Below are 20,313 nucleotides of genomic sequence, written 5' to 3'. Positions count from 1 at the left end.
ATTAATCGGGAAAATTGCCCGCTCAATGGCGCAATCGTTTGCGCCATTGAGCGGGCCGCCGGGCATCCTGCCCGCAGCGGCGCCGGACGCCGGCTACGCAGCCGCATTCTGCGCATCGCGCAGATCGGCTAAGATCATGGGCACCGGCCCGCGTTCGGGCCATTCATACCCTCACTCTGAACGCGCCGTGCGCCTCAGCGCGCCGCGCGAGCCCATCATGCAAACCCACCACCATCCGTTGATAGCGCCCGCACTCGGCACCGCGCGCCAGATCACGAGCTTCCATTACGGGCAACCCAACGGCCAACCCGGCGGCAAGAAGGTGTATGTGCAAGCGTCCCTGCATGCCGACGAACTGCCCGGCATGCTCGCGGCCTGGGCGCTGCGACGCAAGCTTGCCGCGCTCGAAGCCGCGGGCCGCCTGCGCGGCGAGATCGTGATCGTGCCTGTGGCGAACCCCATCGGGCTGAACCAGCACTGGCTCGGCCATCTCATCGGCCGCTTCGAGTCGAACACCGCGCAGAACTTCAATCGCAGCTTCTACGATCTCACGGCGCTCGTGCTGCCGCAGATCGAGTCCCGCCTCGGTCCCGACGCCGACGCGAACCGCGCGGCCATTCGCGCCGCGATGGGCGAGGCGCTCGCGGCGCAAAAGCCGAAGACCGAGATCGAATCGCAGCGCCTGGCCCTGCAACGCCTCTCCTACGACGCCGACATCGTGCTGGACCTGCATTGCGACTGGGAAGCCGCGCTGCACATCTACACGAATCCCGAGCTCTGGCCCGATGTCGAGCCGCTCGCGCGCTATCTGGACGCCAAGGCATCGCTGCTCGCGCTCAACTCGATCGGCAATCCGTTCGACGAGATTCACAGCTTCTGCTGGTCAGAGCTGCGCGAGCGCTTCGGCCACCGTTTCCCGATTCCGCATAGCTCGATTTCCGTGACCGTCGAGCTGCGCAGCCAGCGCGACGTCTCGCACGAATTGGCCGAGCGCGATGCGCAAGCCATCGTCGATTATCTGATCGAGCGCGGCGTGATCGATGGCACGGCGGCCCCGCTGCCGCCGCTCGCGTATCCGGCCACACCGCTCGCGGGCACGGAGCCGATCGTCGCGCCCGCGAGCGGCGTGATCGTGTTCCGCGCCGAATGCGGCGCGTGGATCGAAGCCGGTGCGCCGGTCGCCGATATCGTGGACCCGCTCACCGACGCGTTGACCACGCTCCACGCAAGCGTGAGCGGCGTGATGTACGCGCGGCACAGCGCGCGCTTCGCAACAGCCGGCATGGAGATCGCGCGCATTGCGGGCGACAAGCCGATCCGCACGGGTTCGCTGCTCTCGCTCTGAGGCTCGCCCAAACGCACTGGCTCGGGTCCTGCCATGAGCCAGTGCTCCGGATCGAGAAGATCTCCGTGGCAATTACTTCGCATTGCCAGGCAAACCGGAAATCCATATACGCATTCGGCTTATTCAAAGCAGAAAATCTTATAACCCGCCTTTCTCCGCTTCCAGCCCCGCATCGCCCCCTTCAAATTCCCGCCGAGCCAGTCCCGGCGCGGCTCGTGGCCGCCTGACGCCGCTCGCAAGCCCCTTGTCGCATCCGCGCCACACCAAGGCGACATTCAGCCTGCATATCCTTACTGTCACATTTCTTTCGCGGCCGACCCTTAAATTGCAGCGCGTCGCATCAACCGGCCCATCAGAGCGCCGGAGACATACGTCCTTTACCCGGAGAAACAGTTGAAAAACAAGATTCTGACCACCGCTATTCTGACCACCTTTGCCGGCGCAGCCCATGCGCAAAGCAGCGTGACCCTGTACGGCCTGATCGATGCGGGCGTGAACTACATCAACCACACGCAGAACGCGACTAAAGGCAGCTCGAAGGCCTTCACGTTCGGCGACGGCGTCGCGCAAGGCAGCCGTTGGGGCCTGCGCGGCTCGGAAGACCTGGGCGGCGGCCTGAAGGCGATCTTCGTGCTCGAAAACGGCTTCAACGTCGGCAACGGCACGGCTGGCCAGGGCAACTCGATGTTCGGCCGCCAGGCGTTCGTCGGCCTCACGAAGAGCGACATCGGCTCGCTCACGTTCGGCCGTCAATACTCGTTCAGCACCGACGTGCTCGGCGGGCAGTACTCGACCGGCGGCAACACGGTCTCGGGCAACTGGGCCTACCACGTCAACGACGTCGACCAGCTCACGTCCAGCCGCATCAACAACGCGGTCAAGTTCCAGAGCGTGAACTTCTCGGGTTTCACGTTCGGCGGCCTCTATGGCTTCTCGAACACGACCTCGTTCGCAGGCTCGCCGGCCGGCACGACGACGGCTTCGTCGCGTGCGTACAGCTTCGGCGCGAACTACGCATACGGTCCGTTCAGCCTCGGCGGCGCGTACACCGACATCACCTACCCGGCCGCGGCATCGCCCACGACTTTCTCGACCTCGCTCGCCAACGTCAACACGACCGGCAGCGCGACGGGCGTGATCCGCGATCTGCGCTCGTTCGGCTTCGGCGGCCGCTATGTGTTCGGCCCGGCGACGATGTGGCTGCTGTGGACCAACACGCGCTTCGCGCCGGTCACCGGCTCCTCGACGCTCTACAACGCCTATGAAGCGGGCGCCAAGTACGCGTTCACGCCGGCATTCACGGCCGCAGTGGGCTACACGTACTCGCGCGCTTCGGGCCTCTTCACGGCGCACTGGAACCAGGTCAACGCATCGGCCGACTACGCGCTCAGCAAGCGCACGGACGTGTACGGGCTCGTGGCTTGCGAAGACGCTTCGGGCACCTACAAGGGCGCTCCGGTCCAGGCGCAGATCGGCGATTCGTCGTCGAGCATCTTCGCGCCCTCGGGTAGCGGCTCGCAGAACCAGGTCGCGGTGCGCGTCGGTATCCGCCACAAGTTCTAAGCACGCACGGCCCGGTGCCCGCCACGGCGGGCGCCGGCACACCGTGTGGCGGGCGCGGCGGGCTCGCCCGCCTGCCTGCGGCGGCGTGCAGCCTGCCGCCCCGCGCGCGCTTCTGGTACGCTGCGCCCTTTCCCCTCGCAGCGATCGAACCGATGGAACTCCCTTTCAACGAGGCCGGCGTCTCGGTCACGCGCACCGCACTGTCCGCCGCGGGCCAGGTCTTTCCGCTGCGCGACATCGACGACCTGCGCGTCGTCGCCGGGCGGCGCAATCGCGGCTTGCCCATCGCGCTCTCGCTGATCGGCGTGGCCATCGCCGCCGTGGGCGGCGCATACGGCTCGGGAGCCGGGCTCGGATGCGGCGTGATGATGGTGGTCGTGGGTTGGCTCGCGTGGATCTGGCAGGACGCCAAACACCAGCTCTTCGTCGTGACGGGCGGCGAATCCCGCGAAGCGGTCTGGAGCAACGACCTCGCCTTCCTCGAGCGCGTCGAGCAGGCCGTGCGCGCGGCCAAGGCCGCCAGCGCCGAGGCGAGCGCGGCGCGCCCCGCCGTACAGTAAATCCGCATCGGCTCCGCGGCGAGCCCGCGGGCAACCGCACGGCGCACGAGCGCGCCGAGGCGCGCGTCAGCGCCCCGTGTCGATCGGCTTCGTGTGCCAGATCTCGCGCGCATACTCCGCAATCGCGCGGTCCGACGAAAACATGCCCATGCCCGCCACGTTCTCGATTGCGCTCGCCGTCCAGCTCGGCACGTCGACAAAGCGCCGGTCCGCGGCTTCCTGCGCCTGCACGAACGACGCGTAGTCGGCGAGCACCATGTAGTGATCGCCCCAGTCCACGAGCGTGTGGAAGATTTCCGCATAGCGGGCCGGGTCGCCGGGCGAGAAGAAGCCCCGGCGGATCTGGTCGAGCGCCATGCGCAGCTCGGCGTTCTCTTCGTAGAGCTGACGCGGCCGGTAGCCGGCACAGCGCAGCGCATCGACCTGATCGGCCGTATTGCCGAAGATGAAGATGTTGTCCGCGCCCACCGCCTCGCCGATCTCGATGTTCGCGCCGTCCAGCGTGCCCATCGTGAGCGCGCCGTTGAGCGCGAGCTTCATGTTGCCGGTGCCCGACGCCTCGGTGCCCGCCGTCGAGATCTGCTCGGAAAGATCGGCCGCCGGAATCAGCACTTCGGCCACGCTCACGCCATAGTTCGGCACGAACACCACCTTCAGGCGCTCGCCCACGACGGGGTCGTGGTTCACTTTCTCCGCCACGTCGTTGATCAGGCGAATGATGGTCTTGGCCATGCGGTAAGCCGAAGCCGCCTTGCCCGCGAACAGCACTACGCGCGGCACCCAATCCCGTTCGGGCTCCTGCATGATGCGGTTGTAGCGCGTGATCACATGCAGCACGTTGAGCAGCTGCCGCTTGTATTCGTGGATGCGCTTGACCTGCATATCGAACAGCGCGTCGGGATTGAACGCGAGGCCGGTGCGCGCGGTGAGCTTGCGGATCAGGCGCACCTTGTTCTCGCGCTTGGCCGCGCGGAACGCTTCTTCGAACGCCGCGTCGCGGGCAACCTTGCGCAGCGCGCCGAGCTCGAACAAATCGGTGCGCCATTGTGTGCCGATGGTTTCGTCCACGAGCCGCGCGAGCGGCCGGCTCGCCTGCGCGAGCCAGCGCCGCGGCGTGATGCCGTTGGTCACGTTCGTGAAGCGCTCGGGATAGAGCCGGGCGAAGTCGGCGAAGATATGGCGCGTCATCAACTGCGAGTGCAGCTTCGAGACGCCGTTCACCTTGTGGCTCGCGACGATCGCGAGATACGCCATGCGCACGCGCCGCTGACCGTATTCGTCCACGAGCGAAATGCGGCGGATGAAGTCGAGGTCGTGCGCGCCTTTCTCGCTCGCTTCGCGCAGGAACGCGGCGTTGATGTCGAAGATGATCTCGAGATGGCGCGGCAGCAGACGCGCCAATAGTTCGACATCCCAGGTTTCCAGCGCTTCGGGCATCAGCGTGTGATTGGTGTACGAGAACACGCGCTTGACGTGGCCCATCGCCTCGTCCCACGGCAGGTGATGGACGTCCACGAGCAGGCGGATCAGCTCGGGAATCGCCAGCACCGGGTGCGTATCGTTCAGGTGCACCGCGACCTTTTCGGAGAAGCGGCCGAAGGTGCTGTGCGTGCGCTGGTAGCGGCGGATCAGGTCCTGCATCGTCGCCGAAACGAAGAAGTACTCCTGGCGCAAGCGCAGCTCGCGGCCCGCCATGGTCGAATCGTCGGGATAGAGCAGGCGCGAGACGTTCTCCGAAACATTGCGCGCCTCCACCGCGCGCTGATAGTCGCCCTGGTTGAACGCGGAGAGGTCGAGCTCCTCGGCGGCGCGCGCGGACCACAGGCGCAGCGTGTTGGTCGCGCTCGTCGCGTAGCCGGGAATGATGGTGTCGTAGGCCATCGCGTTCACGTGCTCGGTCTCGATCCACTCCACGGTGCCGTTGCTCTGCACCGTGCGTCCGCCGAAGTGCACGGAATATTGCACCTCGGGGCGTGGAAACTCCCATGGGTTGCCCGAGCTCAGCCAGTAGTCGGGCTCCTCCACCTGCTCGCCGTTGATGATCTGCTGCCGGAACATGCCGTAGTCGTAGCGGATGCCGTAGCCGAAGCCCGGAATGCCGAGCGTCGCCATCGAGTCGAGAAAGCAGGCGGCGAGGCGCCCGAGGCCGCCGTTGCCGAGCGCGGCGTCGGGCTCGAGATCCATCAGCGCTTCCATGTCCACGCCGAGTCCCGCGAGCGCCTCTTTCATCGGCTCGTAGATGCCGAGCGCGAGCAGCGCGTTGGAGAAGGTACGGCCGATGAGGAACTCCATCGACAGGTAATAGACGCGCTTGGCGTCCTGGTCGTACTGGCGCCGCGTGGTCACCATCCAGCGCTCGACGAGGCGGTCGCGCACGGCCAGCGCGGCGGCATGCAGCCAGTCCTGCGGACGAGCGGTCACGGCGTCCTTGCCGACGCCATACATCATGCGGTTCGACACGGAACGACGCAGGGCGTCCGCACTGCTCTTCAACTGGTCGAATTCAAGACCCACAGCTGTCATCGAATGTCTCCCGGAAAAACGGCGCGCTGCGTCCAGCGGATGCGGCCAATGCGGCGGCTGGGCAGGCGCGGATCAGTTTGCAGAGTAGGACATTTTCGGGTGGCGTGCGGCGGCGCGGCATTCGTGCTACGCATGGTTTCTCGCGCGGATGCACGGCCCACTGGCGGCTCCCGGGGATCGCGCACCGTTGGCGGTTAGTTGCGTTTGATGCCTGGCGGCAGGTTCAGTTTTCATGACTGCGCTCGCATTCGGAGCCGGTTTCCGCTACACCTTACAGGTGGCTCACGCTTTGAAGCGTGCGCTGCAAAATCGCGCCGCGTCTGCAACAATCGCGGAATCGCCCGAACCGTGCCTGCCGCGCCCGCGCGTACCTGCCCCACCTTCGCCTCACCCGAGATCCGCCGTGTCCGAAACCCGCACCGCGCAAAGCCTCACCGAGCGCGCCGACGCGCCCATGTCGCCCAAGAACCGCCGCGCCCTGGCCGCCATCATGCTCGCCGTCGCGCTGGCGACGCTCGACACCGCCATCGCCAACACCGCCCTGCCTGCCATCGCCGCCGATCTGCACGCGGCGCCCGCCGCCTCGGTCTGGATCATCAACGCGTACCAGCTCGCGATGGTGGCAACACTGCTGCCACTCGCCGCGCTCGGTGACATCATCGGCCACCGGCGCATCTATATCAGCGGGCTGGCGATCTTCACGGTGGCGTCGCTGGCCTGCGCGCTCGCGCCCACGCTCACGGCGCTCGCCGGCGCGCGCGTGCTGCAGGGGCTCGGCGCGAGCGCGATCATGAGCGTCAACACGGCGCTGATCCGCTTCCTCTATCCGCCACACCGGCTCGGGCGGGGGCTCGGCATGAACGCGCTGATCGTCGGCGTCTCGTTCGCCGTGGGTCCGACCATCGCCTCGATCATCCTCTCGGCGGGCACCTGGCCCTGGCTCTTCGGGATCAATGTGCCGCTCGGGGCTGTCGCACTCGTGTTCGCGCTGCCGGCACTGCCGCACACGGAGCGCGGCAAGCATGCCTTCGACCCGCTCGCCGCCCTGCTCAACGTAGTGGCCTTCGCCGCGCTGATCTTCGCGCTCGGCGAGGCGGCGCAGCGCGCGCCGGGCAAGGAAGTCGCCATAGCGGCGGCGACCGCGCTCGTGTTCGGCGCGCTGCTGATCCGCCGCGAGGCCGGCCATCCCGCGCCGATGCTGCCTGTCGACCTGTTCAGGCAGCCCGTGTTCGCGCTCTCTTCGTTGACGGCCATGTGCTCGTTCGCGGCGCAGGGGCTCGCATTCGTCTCGCTGCCGTTCTATTTCGAAACGGTGCTGATGCGCAGCCAGGTGGAGACCGGCTTTCTGATGACGCCCTGGTCCGTGGTCGTGGCCGCCGCCGCGCCCATTGCGGGACGGCTCTCCGACCGCTATCCGCCGGGCCTGCTCGGCGGGATCGGCCTCGCGATCCTCGCGGCCGGCATGGCGTCGCTCGCGATGCTGCCCGCGCATCCCGGACTGGCCGACATCGTGATCCGCTTGTCGATCTGCGGCGCGGGCTTCGGTTTCTTCCAGTCGCCGAACCTGAAGGCGATCATGTCGTCCGCGCCGCCCGAGCGAAGCGGCGGTGCGAGCGGCACCATCGCCGTCTCGCGCCTGCTCGGGCAGACGACGGGCGCGGCGCTCGTGGCGTTGTGCTTCGGCATAGCGGGCGCGCATGGGCCCACGCTGGCGCTGGGTCTGGGCGCCGCATTCGCGGCGGTGGCGAGCGTGGTGAGCGGCTTGCGGCTGTTCGCGCCGTCGCATCGCGGGGTGAAGCAGTGAGCGGCGAACGAGCGGTGGCGCTCCGCGCGTGAGTGTGGCGCGCGCCCGGCCTTGTTGTGCAAGTCTGCCCAGGCGGCCCAAGCCGTGCTGCATGGCGCGCGCACCGTGAACCCGCACGGCACGCGCACCGCCCGCGTTCTCGTCAGCGCGTGAAGTAGCCCTTCACGGCCGCGACGAACGTGTCGATATCGGCGGCGCTCACGTCGAGGTGCGTCACGAAGCGCGACGCGTAGAGCATCTGCGTGAGGATGCCGCGCTCCTTGAGCCACGCCTCGAGCGGCGCGCAATCGGCCTGAGGGAACTGCGCGAACACCATGTTGGTGGCCTGCGACGCCACCTTCACTTCGTCGATCTGCGCGAGGCCGGCAGCAAGGCGCGCGGCATTCGCGTGGTCGTCGGCGAGACGCGCCACGTTGTGATCGAGCGCGTAGAGGCAAGCCGCCGCCAGCACACCCGACTGGCGCATGCCGCCGCCCAGCACCTTGCGCCAGCGGTGCGCCACGTCGATCAGTGCCTTGCTGCCCACCAGCACCGAGCCGACCGGCGCGCCCAGGCCCTTCGAAAAGCAGATCGACACCGAGTCGAACCCCTCGGCCAGCGCCTTGAGCGGCTGATTCGACGCCACCGCCGCATTGAACACGCGCGCGCCGTCGAGGTGGGTGGCGAGACCGCGGCCGTGCGCGAACTGCGTGGCCTCGGCGACATAGGCCGCGGGCAGCACCTTCCCGCCGATGGTGTTCTCGAGCGCGAACAGGCGCGTGCGCGCGAAGTGGTCGTCGATCGGCTTGATCGCGGCGGCGACGCGCTCGAGCGAAATCGTGCCGTCCTCGGCGTTCTCGAGCGGCTGCGGCTGGATGCTGCCGAGCACCGCCGCGCCACCGCCTTCGTATTTGTACGTGTGGGCCGCCTGGCCGACGATGTATTCGTCGCCGCGCGCGCAGTGCGCCATCAACGCGGCGAGGTTGCTCTGGGTGCCGCTGGGAAAGAACAGCCCCGCCTCCTTGCCGGCCTCTTCGGCCATGCGCGCCTGCAGGCGCAGCACGGTGGGGTCGTCGCCCCAGACGTCGTCGCCGGTTTCGGCGCCGGTCATGGCGGCGAGCATGGCTGGGCTGGGACGGGTAACGGTATCGCTACGCAGATCGATCATGCGGATGGCATCCTCGTAATGGCCGTGCGCGCACGGCGCGTTCCGCCGCGTTGCGCGGCGTGGAAACCATCGAGTGTATTTTCAAACGGCGCGTAGTGGGAAGCCGGGGCTAACGCGCCAACCGCCTGGACACGCCGGGTGCGCAGGGACCCGGCGCGGGGCACGCGATCGTGCCGCAGGGCGCTGACTTAACGCGGGAGCAGTTGCAGCGGATCGACCGGCTTGCCGTCGCTGCGCACTTCGAACACCACGCCCGGGATGCCGTCGTTGTCGACGCCCATTTCGGCGATCGGCTGGCCTTGCGCGACGGCGTCGTCTTCCTTCACGAGCAGCTTGCCGTTGTGGCCGTAAGCCGTCACGGTCTGGTCGTTGTGCTTGATGATGACGAGCGGGCCGTAGGCCTCGATGCCCGAGCCCGCATAGACGACGCGGCCTGCCGCTGCGGCCTTGACCTGCTCGCCCTGGGTTCCGCCGATGATGATGCCGTTGGACTTGCCCGGCGAGAAGCGCTGCAGGATCGGGCCGCGCGCGGGCCATGCCAGCGTGATGCCGACCGGCGCGGGCGCGGCGACGCCGGCGGCCGCCGGCGCGGTGTTGGTATAGGCGGGCGGAGGCGGGGCGACATTGGCGTAGCTCGGCGGCGGCGCCACGCGCAGCACCTGGCCGGGCAGCACCTGCGCGTTCGGCGGCAGCTGGTTCCAGTTCGCGAGGTCCTGCGGGCGCTGGCCATAGGCGCCGGCGATGCGCGAGAGCGTGTCGCCGGGGTTCACGCGGTAGTAGCCGGCGGGCACGCCGTTGGACGTCATGGCGGGTGCAGGGCTCGGTGCGCTTTCCCAAGGGGGCATGAGCGTGCTGCAGGCGCTGCAGACGAGCGTGAGCGCGGCCAGTGCCGCGTACGTGCCCGGGTTTCGCCGTTGTCGATTCATCTTGCTATACCTCGCTGGTTCCTCGCTACGTACGACAGGGATACGTATTTGAATGCGCGTGGGGCCGCTAGCGTTCGCCTGCGATACCCTGATTGAGCCGGAATTGGCGAACGGCCCCCATTATATCGTCCCGTGCGTGACGGCCTTTTTTCGCGCGCAGGCCGCGCGCCGCCCCCGGACCGGAGCCCGCGAAACGCTTACGGACACCCGGCGCACGCACGGCGCACCCGCTTGCGCCCTCGCCTATACTGGGTCTTGCTGCTCTCATCAGATAATCAGACGAAAGGCCTCTCGCTGTGGTGCAACGTCCGTGAGGAATCCGAGGATGAACAAAGCCACTTTCCTTTCTGTGCAGCTCAACGTCGAAGACGTCGCGACATCGCCTGGCCTCGTCGAACTGTTGAACAACCATCTCGTCTTTGCCGCCGACGTCGCAGAAGCCGCCGACGAACTGATCCAGCACGCCAGTATCGCCCGGCTGTCCGGGGGCCGGGAAGCCACGGTCGAGATTCCGGCCCTCGTGGTCGAGCGCCTGCGCGACGCGCTCGACACCCTGAGCGGCTATGACGAAACCTGGCTGTTCGCGCTCGAGCCCGGCCGCGCGCTCTTCGACGATATTGCACGCCGGAGGCGCCCGCTGCACTGAGCGCAAGCACACCACAGGCCATGGCGGAGCGGGCTGCCTACCCCGCAGTATGCCGCTCCACCTCGACCGCGTGCCGACCGCCACGGCCCGCCGCCCCGACGCCCGGGCCGCCGCGATGTCTACCATGACATTTTGGGGGATACGCCGTGAAGTCGTTCCTGAATCGCCGTAGCGCCGTGCTCTCCAACGGCGCGTCGCACCTCGTCGCCGTCGAGCACGAGGCACCGCCAGAAGCAACACGCACCGTGGACGCCGCAGTCGAGCGCGACGAATCCGCCGGACGGTCCGCGAGCGCCGGCGCCGTCACTGACGCCAGCCCGTCCGCCGAAACCGGCGCGCTTGCCCCGAGCCCGCCCGACACCGCCACGGCGGCGCGCCCGGTCTCCACGCTGCACGCGGTGCCGGCCGTGCCCTCGCACCTCTCCAACCGGCCCGTGCAACTCGCCGACGGCGCGTCGTTCGAAGCCCTCGCCGCCGCGAACGAGCTCGTGACCTTCCGCGTGTTCCGCAGCTTCGACTACGTGGTGACGCTGATGTTTCATGGCCCCACGCTCTCCTACTTCGTGACCCTGCATCAGGACAACACGCTCTGGCACGCGCTGCGGGCCAGCGATCTCGATGCGGCCGGCGCGGCGTTTCATCATCTCGAAGAGCAGGCGTCGCGCCTCGCCGATGGCGAAACGCGGCTCGCCCAACTAGCGGCGCAAAACGCGATGCTCACGAAACAGATCGAGCAGTCGGAGGCGCAAGCCGAGCGTCTGCGCGTCGACCTGCAACGCCACGCGGAGCAGGAGCACCGCGTAAGCGCCCGCCAGCATCAGGTGCGCAAGGATGTGGCGCAACTCGAAGCACAACGCATCGCCGCTCAAGCGCAGTTGAACAAGGCGCACCGGACGATCCATCAGTTGAGTGTGACGAGCAACGAAGGCGTGCCGCATCTGCCGGCTCGCTGATGACTGGCGCGCGCCTGCGGCGCGGATAAAGCCAAGCCCGGCGTTTCACGTAGAAACCCGGGCTTTTGTGATCCTGTCTGGTTTTTTTCTGGTCGCTTGCGGGTCACGCATCCGCTTTATTTGCCTTGGCCGTTTGGCTGGCTATAGTCGTTTCCACACGCGTAACTCGCGGAAGCGGGAAGTGCCAAAGCAAACAACACGGCCAGAATGGCTGCAAAGATGCGTCGCGCTTTCATTTGTCATCTCCACTGAGTCGATCATAACCGGCCGTCTCGCACGCAAATGCCGCGGCCGCGGGAAACGCAGCCAATACACCTGGCACTCACAGCGCAGCAGGCAGCTAACGAATTTTCATTTCTTGAATCCGATCGGCGGACCGGCGTAGCCATCGCCCTTGTCGTGTGCATAACCCGCCGTTGAGTACCCGATCGTCGTCGCTATCGCGACGATCACCATGATCGCAACCAGCAAGGGTCTCATGGCACACCTCCACCTACTCGCTTCATCTGATCAGCATAGGTCGGATCATTTAGCGGATCACTTACAGAGTGAGGTGTTCAGGACTTATGTGTTTGCAACCCCGGCGCGCCGCGCCGCTCTGCGAGCGGACATGAAGTCGAACGCCCATAAAAGAAAAGCGCGGGCCGGTTTGTACCGGGCCGCGCTAGACTGCATGCTGCTACTGCGTACTGCAACTTCAACTGCTTACTGCCATTGCTTGCTACGTACTGCAACTGCTAATGCAACCTCTTTGCTTACTTCGGCTTGCTACTGATTACTGCACCTTCTACTACGGACTGCGTACTACAACTGCGGACTGCGTAAAGCAACTGCCATTGCGAACTTCAACTACCCACTACACCTCTTTGCTGACTGCACCTTCTACTGCCTACCGCAACTTCTACTACTGACTGCGTAATGCAACTACCTACTGCATAAAGCAACAACCACTGCGAACTTCTACTACCCACTACACCTCTTTGCTTACTGCACCTTCTACTGCGCACCGCAACTGCTACTACCGACTGCGTACTGCAACTGCCTACTGCATAAAGCAACAACCACTGCGAACTTCTACTGCGCACTGCAACTGCCAACTGCAACCACTTTGCATACTGCACCTTCAACTGCTCACTGCAACTTCTTCAACCAACCGCGTACTGCCACTACCTACTGCGCAACACAACAACCACTGCAACATCTACTGCGCACTCCAACTACCAACTGCAACCGCTTTGCTTACTGCACCTTCAACTGCTCACTGCAACTTCTTCAACCAACTGCGTACTGACACTACCTACTGCGCAACGCAACAACCACGTCAACTTCTACTGCGCACAGCCAACTGCAACTTCCACTACTCACAACACCTTCCAACCGCTACAGGCGCGAAGCCACTCGATGCGGCTTCGCTTCAACCCGCGGCCACTGAACGGCTTAGTGGCCGAAATAAACCGATTGCGCCGGGGCGACTTGCTGCGGCTGTAGCACCGGGGCACCCGACTGCGACGTGCCGACGGCCGGCGCGCCATAACCGCTCGTATCGCCATTAGCCAGCTTTTCCTGGGTCACGCGAGCCTGTGCGGCCTGAATGTTCTGGGGGTAATTCACTTGATCGCCCGCCGGGTTGTAACCGGCCTGCTCGAGTTGAGCGAGCTCTGCGCGCACCTGGGCGCGGGTCAGGCCTTGCTGGCTCGACTGGGCAAACGAAACGGCCGGGATAGCGAGTGCTGCGGCCACGATAACTGCGGGGAAGAGCTTCTTCATGATCCGACCTCCATCTGTTTATGTCCGCTTCGAACTCGGTGTTCGTTAGCGCTTGATGAAAGTCTAGGCGTTAACCCTGACCAGGGAAAACCCTAATTACGCAATAGATCGTTGCGAAACGAGTAATAAAAAAGGGGAACTCGGTGGCTCCCCTTTTTATTCGACCTCGACCTGCAACTGCAATGCGGTCGAGCGCCGCAGTAAGCACTAACTTCGTGTGCGTCTTACGACCAGTCAGCGTGGAAGCTGCCCGGCTTGTCGATGCGCTCGAAGGTGTGCGCACCGAAGAAGTCGCGCTGCGCCTGCACGAGGTTCGCGGGCACGCGCTCCGAGCGGTAGCCGTCGAAATACGCAACCGCCGACGAGAACGCCGGGACCGGCACGCCCGCGCTCACCGCCTGAATCACCACTTCACGCAGCGCGGCCTGATAGTTCGCGGCGATGTCGCGGAAGTAGGGATCGAGCAGCAGGTTGTCGAGCTGCGGGTTCTTCGCGTAGGCGTCCATGATCTTCTGCAGGAAGCGCGCGCGGATGATGCAGCCCGCGCGGAAGATCTTCGCGATCGTGCCGTACTGGAGATCCCACTTGTACTCGTCCGAAGCCGCGCGCAGCTGCGCGAAGCCTTGCGCGTACGAGATCACCTTCGAGAAGTACAGCGCACGGCGCACCGCTTCGATGAACGCCTTGCGATCACCCGCGAACGGCTTGGCGTCCGGGCCCGCGAGCACCTTGCTCGCCGCCACGCGCTGCGTCTTGAGCGACGAGAGCACGCGTGCGAACACGGCCTCGGTGATGAGCGGCAGCGGCGCGCCCAGATCGAGCGCGTTCTGGCTCGTCCACTTGCCGGTGCCCTTCTGCGCGGCGCGGTCGAGAATCACGTCGACGAGATACTTGCCCGTCTCCTCGTCCTTCTTGGCGAAGATCTTCGAGGTGATTTCGATCAGGTAGCTGTCGAGCTCGCCCTGATTCCACTCGGTGTAGACCTGGCCCAGCTCGTCGTTCGAGAGGCCGAGCACCTGCTTGAGCACCGCGTAGCTTTCGGCGATCAGTTGCATGTCGCCGTACTCGATGCCGTTGTGGACCATCTTCACGTAGTGGCCCGCGCCGTCCGGACCCATGTAGGCGACGCACGGCTCGCCATCCGGCGCCTTCGCGGCGATCTCGGTGAGGATCGGCGCAACCAGATCGTAAGCATCGCGCGGACCGCCCGGCATGATCGACGGTCCCTTGAGCGCGCCTTCCTCGCCACCCGAAACACCCGTGCCGATGAAGTGCAGGCCCGCCTTCGCGAGCTCCTGATTGCGGCGGATGGTGTCGGTGAAGTGCGTGTTGCCCCCGTCGATCAGGATGTCGCCCTGATCCAGCAGCGGCTTGAGCGCCGCGATGGTGGCGTCGGTGGGCTCGCCCGCCTTCACCATCATCAGGATGCGGCGCGGCTTCTCGAGCGACTCGACGAACTCTTCGAGCGTGTACGTCGGCACGAGCTTGCGCTCCGGGTACTCAGCGATCAGCTCATCGGTTTTCTCGCGCGTGCGGTTGAACACCGACACCGCATGGCCGCGGCTTTCGATGTTGAGCGCGAGATTGCGCCCCATCACGGCCAGACCCACCACGCCGATTGCCTGTTTGCTCATGTTGAATCTCCACTTCAATCGATTGGGGCAATGCCGCGCGACTGCGCGCGCGGCATCGATCGTGCAAGGATAAGGGAAACGTTCTCGCGGCGTGCCGCAGCGTACATTTTGCGCGCACCGGCTTGTGGCGGCCTCCGGCGGCAACCGGAGTTCGCCCGCGTATTCGTTTCCATGCGCCCATTATTGCGCGCTTGTGTCTACCTCCCTGGTCTCCCCCGCGCCTCCTCGAGGGCCGCGATTATCGCTTACTCGCCAGCCGTCACCGGCTGCTTGCGAAAAACCACGCTGAAATTGTTGGCCGGCATCGGCACAACCGCCTCGCAGACGAAGCCTTCGGCCTGCGCGAGCGCCTCGACCGCTTCCAGATCGCGCACGCCCCACGCCGGGTCGCGCGCGCGCAAATCGGCGTCGAAGGCCTCGTTCGAAGGCGCCGTGTGCGCGCCGCCGCGCCGGTACGGACCATAGAGGACCAGTGCGCCGCCTGCCGCAATGCGCGCGCCCGCACCTTTCATCAGTGCAACAGCCGCCTCCCAGGGCGCGATGTGAATCATGTTGATGCAGACGATGGCGTCCACGGCGGCCACCGGCCAAGGCTCGCGGCGCACGTCGAGATCGAGCGGCTCGCGCAGGTTCGCGAGGCCCGTATGGGCACGCCACGCGGTAATGGACGCGCGGGCGCGCGGATCGGCATCGCTCGGCTGCCACTCGATGCCGGGCAGCGCCGCCGCGAAATGCGCGGCGTGCTGGCCGGTGCCGCTCGCGATCTCCAGCACCGTGCCGCGCGCGGGCAGCGCGCCGCGCAGCACCTCGAGGATCGGCGCTGCATTGCGCGCGGCGGCGGGCGCCGTGAGGCGGTGGATATCCGGGTCTTGGGGATCGTTCATCGTGTCGTGGTTTGAGTCGCGTGGATCGGTCAGTACAGGCTCTTTTTCATGCGCTCGGCGAGATCGGCCTCGTAGCGTTCGACGTCGAAGGTCTCGCCGTATTGCTCCGCGTTGACCCGCTTCAGCATCTCGCCCGCGCTCGGCAGCTGCGAGCGCTCGACGTGGCGCGCCGGGTCCCAGAGATTCGAGCGCGCGATCGCCTTCGCGCAGTGGAAATACACGCTTTGCACCTCGATCAGCAGCACCGAGCGCGGCGGCTTGCCGTCCACGGCGAAGCTCGCGAGCAGTTCGGGATCGAGGCTCACGCGCGCGCGACCGTTCACGCGCAGCGTTTCGCCCACGCCCGGCACCATGAATAGCAGGCCGATTTGCGGCGCGGCCACCACGTTGTGCAGGCTGTCGACGCGGTTATTGCCGGGACGGTCGGGCAAAGCCAGCGTACGCGAGTCGAGGATACGCACGAAGCCGGGCGCGTCGCCGCGCGGCGAGCAGTCGAGACCTTCGGGGCCACCCGTCGCGAGCACCACGAACGGCGAAAGCTCGATGAAGCGGCGGTAATCCGCGTTCACGTAATCGATTTCCTTGCGCAGCGAGCGCTCGTTCGGCGCGCCGTAGTGCGCTTCGAGCTCGGCGGTCGTGTTCGGCATGGGGTTTCCTTGGGGTGACGTTAGGGCTTCGTTGTTGGTGCGTTACGGATTCATTTTTGCTTCGTTGCTTGTGCCGTGGCGAGTTGCCCGAAATCGCGGTGCTTGCGCTGCCTCACACCGAAAGGCGCGCGGCCAGTGCTTCGAGCGTGGCCGCGCACGGCGCCGCCACTTTGAGCGCGAGCAGCGGATCGGCGCGCGTCTTGCCCAGATTGATCGCCGCCACGGGCTTGCCGCGCTGCTGCGCCCAGGCGCAGAAGCGATACCCCGAATACACCATCAGCGAAGAGCCGACTACCAGCACCGCATCCGCTTCGTCGAGCGCCGTCGAGGCCGCCGCCACGCGCTCGCGTGGCACGTTCTCGCCGAAGAACACCACCGATGGCTTGAGCGTGCCGCCGCACGCCTCGCAGGCGGGAATCTCGAAGGCCTGCTCGCCGTCGAAGTCGAGGTGCGCGTCGCCGTCGGCGGCGGGCTCGGCGTTCGCGCCCGCGAGCGCAGGATTGCCCGCTTCGAGACGCGGCTGCAGCGACGCGCGCGTGTATTGCGCGCCGCAGTCGAGGCAATGCACGTGGCCGATGCTGCCGTGCAGCTCGATGACATCGGAGCTGCCGGCACGCTGATGCAGACCGTCGACGTTTTGCGTGACGAGCGCGCCTACGCGCTGCGCGGCGCCGAGTTGCGCGAGCGCGCGATGCGCGCCGTTGGGCTGCGCGAGGCCGACCGTCGGCCAGCCGATCATGCTGCGCGCCCAGTAGCGGCGCCGCGCGCTTTCGGAACCGAGGAATTCCTGCAGCGTGATGGGCGGCGAGCGCTTCCAGGCGCCGTTTTCGTCGCGGTAACCGGGAATGCCTGAGTCTGTGCTGATGCCCGCACCGGTCAGCACGAAGAGGCGTGGATGGCGTTCGGCGAATGCGTTAAGCGCGTCGAGCGCGGCAGGGTCGGGTTGGGTGGCGGCGAGGGGCGAGGCGGGATCGGACATGACGGGACGGTGGGAATTCGGGGTACGAAGGTCGTCGATGCTGACGATGGCGGTATTGCTGGCGCGATGGCGCGCAATTTCAGGCGCTATCCGGGTGTTTCGGCGGGGCGCTTCGTGGATGTTCCGGCATGTGCTTTCGCTTTAGTAGATCCGGCGGATTCACCAGATCCGCGCGCCTTCGTCATGGCGGCTCCGCTCGCCGGCGCCTTCGCTGCCGAGGTTTCCTTATGGTCCTTCCCGCGGCCCTGCGCAGCCGCCGCCTGGCGCGCGGCCTCGCGCGCTTCCCAAGCCGCTAATGCGGCGCGCCAGCGGTCCACCTCTTCGTCGTAGAGATCGAAGATGCAGGGACTGCAACCGCTCTGGCAGCAGTCTTCGTTACTGGGCCGCTCGGGCGGTAAGGGACGCGGGTCGTCCTCGGGACGTGGGGGCAAAGACATGGAGGCGCGGACGTTGTGGCGGTTTGGCGCGTTCAGTATACGGGAGCGTGCGGACGCGCGTGCGGTGGCGCCACGCAGTGGACAGTCGCGCCCCGCGAACGGCATTTTGGTCGCGATGATCGTTATGAACTGCACGTTCGCTTCCAGCGGCAACTGCGCCATGTGCCGGCCATTCTGGAAGACGCTCCCGCCAGTGGCACGCCATCCGTGTCCTGCCTCAGCCGGCCAGCCTTTCCGTGGATGCACGTCGCCGATGCCTGGCTGGCGCAGGCGGGTTTTACTCCCGGACAGCCCGTGCTCCTCTCATTCGATTACAACACGCGCTACCTGACCATTTCGCCTGACTACGACTGCACCATTGCGGGCAGGCCCATGACTGGAACCGGGGCGAGGCCTTGAGCTTGGGGGCTTTGAAGCCGGGCAGCGCGTGAGGATTGAAGTCCATCACGGCAGGCTCGTCATCATGCACGATTGAACAGTACTGCATACGGCAACCCCGGCTATGGCCGGGGTTGCAAGCGAACCACTATTTTTCAGCTACTACAAATACAACGTAGCCTGTCCGCCCATTCAAACTGCGTATAAAGTCGCGGGCTACAGTAATACTCGCGTCTACATCATCCCCTTCATAAAACCAATCTTCGTAAGTCGATTCGAAGCGGCCATCTTCCGTGAGATGGTATACATCACCACCCAGCACACGCCACCGCTGTTGGGCAAACAATTCCAACGCGGTCTCCGCAACCGCAATGGGGAGCGCGGCTTCATTTAAACCGTTATCAATGAGACTTCTTCCGCTTCGGGCATACAATTCAAGTACTTTTGATATTGACATAGCACATCACTTATTCGGAACGAACAGCCGGTGGTTAATCGTGCCGTCCGGGTTGCGAATGTATTCAAATACCCCAGATGTTCCATTGTATGAGCCTGGGATCGTCAATTTCCAGCGAACCACACCATCTCCACCTGTGATCGGCTGCACAGTTCCCTCGCCCGAGAAGGCGTCTGCTGATTGAGGAAACCCGTGATAGTCGCCTGACGCCGCTTGATTGCGCACCTTAGACGTGTACGTAGCTCCGTCGAAGAAGTTGTCAGCAGTAACTGGCTGCGCCGAATCTTTGCCGCTTTTGGCCGTCCCGTTGTCGCCGCTATTCAGCGTCGCGTTGTTCGGAACGTACCCCGGCGTTCCCGGTGTAGCCATTCCTGGCGCCACCACACAACCCGCGTTGGGCGTACAAACCACCGATGGCGTCACCACGGCCCCACCCGTGGCCGGTGGCTTGCCGTTGTCGTTCGCCTGAACCAGCGGATTGGGGTCCGCCTCCGGCTGCAGCCCCGGCGAAGGAATGAGGCTGTTCAGCGCATGATTGAACGCACCCAACGGATCATTTGCCGTATCTACAACGGCATTCCATACCCGATCCACCAGTTCGCTGCCCGTGCCGCCCTGGCCGTTCGCATTCCCGGTGCTCCGGTTATACAGGTCCGCATTCGACGCCGTCGCCGCACCCGCACCGCCTCCAACCAGCGCGCCACCCAGCCCAGCCAGTACGTTCGCCGCTATATTTCCGGCTGTCATCGAACCGGTCGCACCACCAATATCATCAGCCAGACCGTTCAGCTTGCCCGCAAACGCCGATGCTACACCCGCGCCTGCCGCTCCGGCAGCCGCCGTGCCAATGCTACCCCCGCCCAGCCCGCCAATCAGAGCGCCGCCCGCAATGTGCAGGGCCGTGCGCGAGTCGCCTCCTTCGGTCCAGTTGTCGAAGTCTGCCAGGGCCGCCGACACGCCGTCCATATCGCCATTCTTCAGCGCTGTTTTCGCCGCATCAAGCGCGTCGTCACGCTTCTCGTCCGCATACGCCCCGATACTCACACCCGACGCGCGCGCCGTTGTCGATGCCAGTTTTTCCCTGATGCATCAACAACCTGCAAACCGCTTCGCCATGACGTGGCCTTCGAGATGCAATTTTTTTGCCCAGACGCGGGTTTTGATCTGGAGGCGCAGTCTGCCAGAGATCGCTTTGCGTCCATCCCAATTTCCCGCCGGGTTTGACGGCGGCCGAAGGCCGACGGCAAACACGGCGGAACAGGGCCGACGTATACCTCTGCTCCATCAACACGACTGCCTGTGTGTACCGAAGGGCCGGCTGCGCCGGCCCCCATACCGCTTACTACTCCTGTTGCACGTACCGCTCAGGGAAGTTCAGCCGCAGGAAGTAGCCCCCGGCATACTCCCGCAACTGCTCCATCACGCTATTGCCCGCTTCCGGCCGCGCCCCTTCGCCTGCGATCATCACATCCCACATGAAGCACTTGAGCACCACCTCCGGCCGCGTGCCCGCGCTTCGCACATCTCGCTGAACTGCCTGTCCACCTTCAGCACGATTTCCATTGCGTTTCTCCTGTTCGCCCAGCGCCTGACTTGCGCTGCTGGCCCTCCCAACCAACGCCGCGCGCAGACACGTCAGGGCGGGCGCAGCCCGGCGCAGCGA

The 20,313-nt window shown here is 65.6% G+C and carries 19 protein-coding genes; 6 read left to right on the top strand and 13 right to left on the bottom strand.

Annotated features, from left to right (window positions below):
- The first annotated feature begins 217 nt into the window (after positions 1 to 217).
- From E1956_RS25665 to E1956_RS25655, 3 genes are all read left to right on the top strand, one after another.
- Positions 218 to 1,345: a succinylglutamate desuccinylase/aspartoacylase family protein gene (locus E1956_RS25665; protein ID WP_134754072.1), complete on the top strand. Its 1,128-nt coding sequence runs from the start codon at positions 218 to 220 to the stop codon at positions 1,343 to 1,345.
- Positions 1,346 to 1,738: 393 nt separating this feature from the next.
- Complete coding sequence (locus tag E1956_RS25660; protein WP_134754070.1) at positions 1,739 to 2,908, top strand: porin; 1,170 nt, start codon at positions 1,739 to 1,741, stop codon at positions 2,906 to 2,908.
- Between the two features lie 152 nt (positions 2,909 to 3,060).
- Complete coding sequence (locus tag E1956_RS25655; protein ID WP_134754068.1) at positions 3,061 to 3,468, top strand: DUF6232 family protein; 408 nt, start codon at positions 3,061 to 3,063, stop codon at positions 3,466 to 3,468.
- Between the two features lie 66 nt (positions 3,469 to 3,534).
- Here the strand turns inward: E1956_RS25655 and E1956_RS25650 are convergent, their stop codons facing one another.
- A complete protein-coding gene (locus tag E1956_RS25650; protein WP_134754066.1) occupies positions 3,535 to 5,991 on the bottom strand; it encodes a glycogen/starch/alpha-glucan phosphorylase in 2,457 nt (818 codons plus the stop codon).
- Between the two features lie 454 nt (positions 5,992 to 6,445).
- Here E1956_RS25650 and E1956_RS25645 point away from each other — a divergent pair, with 454 nt between their 5' ends.
- The gene (locus tag E1956_RS25645; RefSeq protein ID WP_134754890.1) at positions 6,446 to 7,795 is read left to right on the top strand and encodes an MFS transporter; all 1,350 of its coding nucleotides are present in this window, start codon (positions 6,446 to 6,448) and stop codon (positions 7,793 to 7,795) included.
- A gap of 142 nt (positions 7,796 to 7,937) precedes the next feature.
- Here E1956_RS25645 and ltaE read toward each other — a convergent pair whose 3' ends face one another.
- Complete coding sequence (gene ltaE, locus E1956_RS25640; protein WP_134754064.1) at positions 7,938 to 8,942, bottom strand: low-specificity L-threonine aldolase; 1,005 nt, start codon at positions 8,940 to 8,942, stop codon at positions 7,938 to 7,940.
- Positions 8,943 to 9,130: 188 nt separating this feature from the next.
- Positions 9,131 to 9,868, bottom strand: a complete 738-nt coding sequence (locus E1956_RS25635; protein ID WP_134754062.1) for a peptidoglycan DD-metalloendopeptidase family protein — start codon at positions 9,866 to 9,868, stop codon at positions 9,131 to 9,133.
- Positions 9,869 to 10,193: 325 nt separating this feature from the next.
- Here E1956_RS25635 and E1956_RS25630 point away from each other — a divergent pair, with 325 nt between their 5' ends.
- Both E1956_RS25630 and E1956_RS25625 read left to right on the top strand, forming a co-directional pair.
- Positions 10,194 to 10,514 (top strand): hypothetical protein, encoded by a 321-nt coding sequence (locus tag E1956_RS25630; protein ID WP_134754060.1) that lies wholly within the window; start codon positions 10,194 to 10,196, stop codon positions 10,512 to 10,514.
- Positions 10,515 to 10,660: 146 nt separating this feature from the next.
- Positions 10,661 to 11,467 carry a DUF2968 domain-containing protein gene (locus tag E1956_RS25625; protein WP_134754058.1) on the top strand — a complete coding sequence of 269 codons (807 nt, stop codon included), beginning with the start codon at positions 10,661 to 10,663 and terminating at the stop codon, positions 11,465 to 11,467.
- A gap of 351 nt (positions 11,468 to 11,818) precedes the next feature.
- On the opposite strand, the gene E1956_RS47415 is transcribed toward E1956_RS25625, so the two are convergent.
- The 10 genes from E1956_RS47415 to E1956_RS47410 all read right to left on the bottom strand — a co-directional run bounded on the left by E1956_RS47415 (position 11,819) and on the right by E1956_RS47410 (position 20,127).
- Positions 11,819 to 11,947, bottom strand: coding sequence for a hypothetical protein (locus E1956_RS47415; protein ID WP_256377785.1), 129 nt, complete (start codon positions 11,945 to 11,947; stop codon positions 11,819 to 11,821).
- A 957-nt stretch (positions 11,948 to 12,904) separates the two neighbouring features.
- Entirely contained in the window at positions 12,905 to 13,234 is a 330-nt protein-coding gene (locus E1956_RS25620; protein ID WP_134754056.1) for a DUF4148 domain-containing protein, read from the bottom strand.
- 224 nt (positions 13,235 to 13,458) lie between these two features.
- The gene (gene gndA, locus E1956_RS25615; RefSeq protein WP_134754054.1) at positions 13,459 to 14,868 is read right to left on the bottom strand and encodes an NADP-dependent phosphogluconate dehydrogenase; all 1,410 of its coding nucleotides are present in this window, start codon (positions 14,866 to 14,868) and stop codon (positions 13,459 to 13,461) included.
- Positions 14,869 to 15,113: 245 nt separating this feature from the next.
- Entirely contained in the window at positions 15,114 to 15,752 is a 639-nt protein-coding gene (locus tag E1956_RS25610) for a DUF938 domain-containing protein (RefSeq protein ID WP_134754052.1), read from the bottom strand.
- A 29-nt stretch (positions 15,753 to 15,781) separates the two neighbouring features.
- Positions 15,782 to 16,399: a pyridoxamine 5'-phosphate oxidase family protein gene (locus E1956_RS25605; protein WP_134754050.1), complete on the bottom strand. Its 618-nt coding sequence runs from the start codon at positions 16,397 to 16,399 to the stop codon at positions 15,782 to 15,784.
- 112 nt (positions 16,400 to 16,511) lie between these two features.
- A complete protein-coding gene (locus E1956_RS25600; RefSeq protein ID WP_134754048.1) occupies positions 16,512 to 17,378 on the bottom strand; it encodes an NAD-dependent protein deacetylase in 867 nt (288 codons plus the stop codon).
- An 86-nt stretch (positions 17,379 to 17,464) separates the two neighbouring features.
- Entirely contained in the window at positions 17,465 to 17,977 is a 513-nt protein-coding gene (locus E1956_RS25595; RefSeq protein WP_232071616.1) for an oxidoreductase-like domain-containing protein, read from the bottom strand.
- A gap of 364 nt (positions 17,978 to 18,341) precedes the next feature.
- Positions 18,342 to 18,650: an Imm40 family immunity protein gene (gene imm40, locus E1956_RS25580; protein WP_134754044.1), complete on the bottom strand. Its 309-nt coding sequence runs from the start codon at positions 18,648 to 18,650 to the stop codon at positions 18,342 to 18,344.
- 6 nt (positions 18,651 to 18,656) lie between these two features.
- Entirely contained in the window at positions 18,657 to 19,694 is a 1,038-nt protein-coding gene (locus E1956_RS47505) for a hypothetical protein (RefSeq protein ID WP_197732872.1), read from the bottom strand.
- A gap of 298 nt (positions 19,695 to 19,992) precedes the next feature.
- Positions 19,993 to 20,127 carry a hypothetical protein gene (locus tag E1956_RS47410; protein WP_256377784.1) on the bottom strand — a complete coding sequence of 45 codons (135 nt, stop codon included), beginning with the start codon at positions 20,125 to 20,127 and terminating at the stop codon, positions 19,993 to 19,995.
- Positions 20,128 to 20,313: the final 186 nt, after the last annotated feature.

Origin of the sequence: Paraburkholderia pallida (genome assembly GCF_004524855.1) — a bacterium.
Lineage (GTDB): Bacteria > Pseudomonadota > Gammaproteobacteria > Burkholderiales > Burkholderiaceae > Paraburkholderia > Paraburkholderia oxyphila.
This window is presented reverse-complemented; position numbering and strand designations above follow the sequence as displayed.

Coding starts and splice junctions, on each gene's coding strand:
- E1956_RS25665 (WP_134754072.1), top strand. CDS start 218: ATGCAAACCCACCACCATCCGTTGATAGCGCCCGCACTCGGCACCGCG.
- E1956_RS25655 (WP_134754068.1), top strand. CDS start 3,061: ATGGAACTCCCTTTCAACGAGGCCGGCGTCTCGGTCACGCGCACCGCA.
- E1956_RS25650 (WP_134754066.1), bottom strand. CDS start 5,991: ATGACAGCTGTGGGTCTTGAATTCGACCAGTTGAAGAGCAGTGCGGAC.
- E1956_RS25645 (WP_134754890.1), top strand. CDS start 6,446: ATGTCGCCCAAGAACCGCCGCGCCCTGGCCGCCATCATGCTCGCCGTC.
- ltaE (WP_134754064.1), bottom strand. CDS start 8,942: ATGATCGATCTGCGTAGCGATACCGTTACCCGTCCCAGCCCAGCCATG.
- E1956_RS25635 (WP_134754062.1), bottom strand. CDS start 9,868: ATGAATCGACAACGGCGAAACCCGGGCACGTACGCGGCACTGGCCGCG.
- E1956_RS25630 (WP_134754060.1), top strand. CDS start 10,194: ATGAACAAAGCCACTTTCCTTTCTGTGCAGCTCAACGTCGAAGACGTC.
- E1956_RS47415 (WP_256377785.1), bottom strand. CDS start 11,947: ATGAGACCCTTGCTGGTTGCGATCATGGTGATCGTCGCGATAGCGACG.
- E1956_RS25620 (WP_134754056.1), bottom strand. CDS start 13,234: ATGAAGAAGCTCTTCCCCGCAGTTATCGTGGCCGCAGCACTCGCTATC.
- gndA (WP_134754054.1), bottom strand. CDS start 14,868: ATGAGCAAACAGGCAATCGGCGTGGTGGGTCTGGCCGTGATGGGGCGC.
- E1956_RS25610 (WP_134754052.1), bottom strand. CDS start 15,752: ATGAACGATCCCCAAGACCCGGATATCCACCGCCTCACGGCGCCCGCC.
- E1956_RS25605 (WP_134754050.1), bottom strand. CDS start 16,399: ATGCCGAACACGACCGCCGAGCTCGAAGCGCACTACGGCGCGCCGAAC.
- E1956_RS25600 (WP_134754048.1), bottom strand. CDS start 17,378: ATGTCCGATCCCGCCTCGCCCCTCGCCGCCACCCAACCCGACCCTGCC.
- E1956_RS25595 (WP_232071616.1), bottom strand. CDS start 17,977: ATGGCGCAGTTGCCGCTGGAAGCGAACGTGCAGTTCATAACGATCATC.
- imm40 (WP_134754044.1), bottom strand. CDS start 18,650: ATGTCAATATCAAAAGTACTTGAATTGTATGCCCGAAGCGGAAGAAGT.
- E1956_RS47410 (WP_256377784.1), bottom strand. CDS start 20,127: ATGTGGGATGTGATGATCGCAGGCGAAGGGGCGCGGCCGGAAGCGGGC.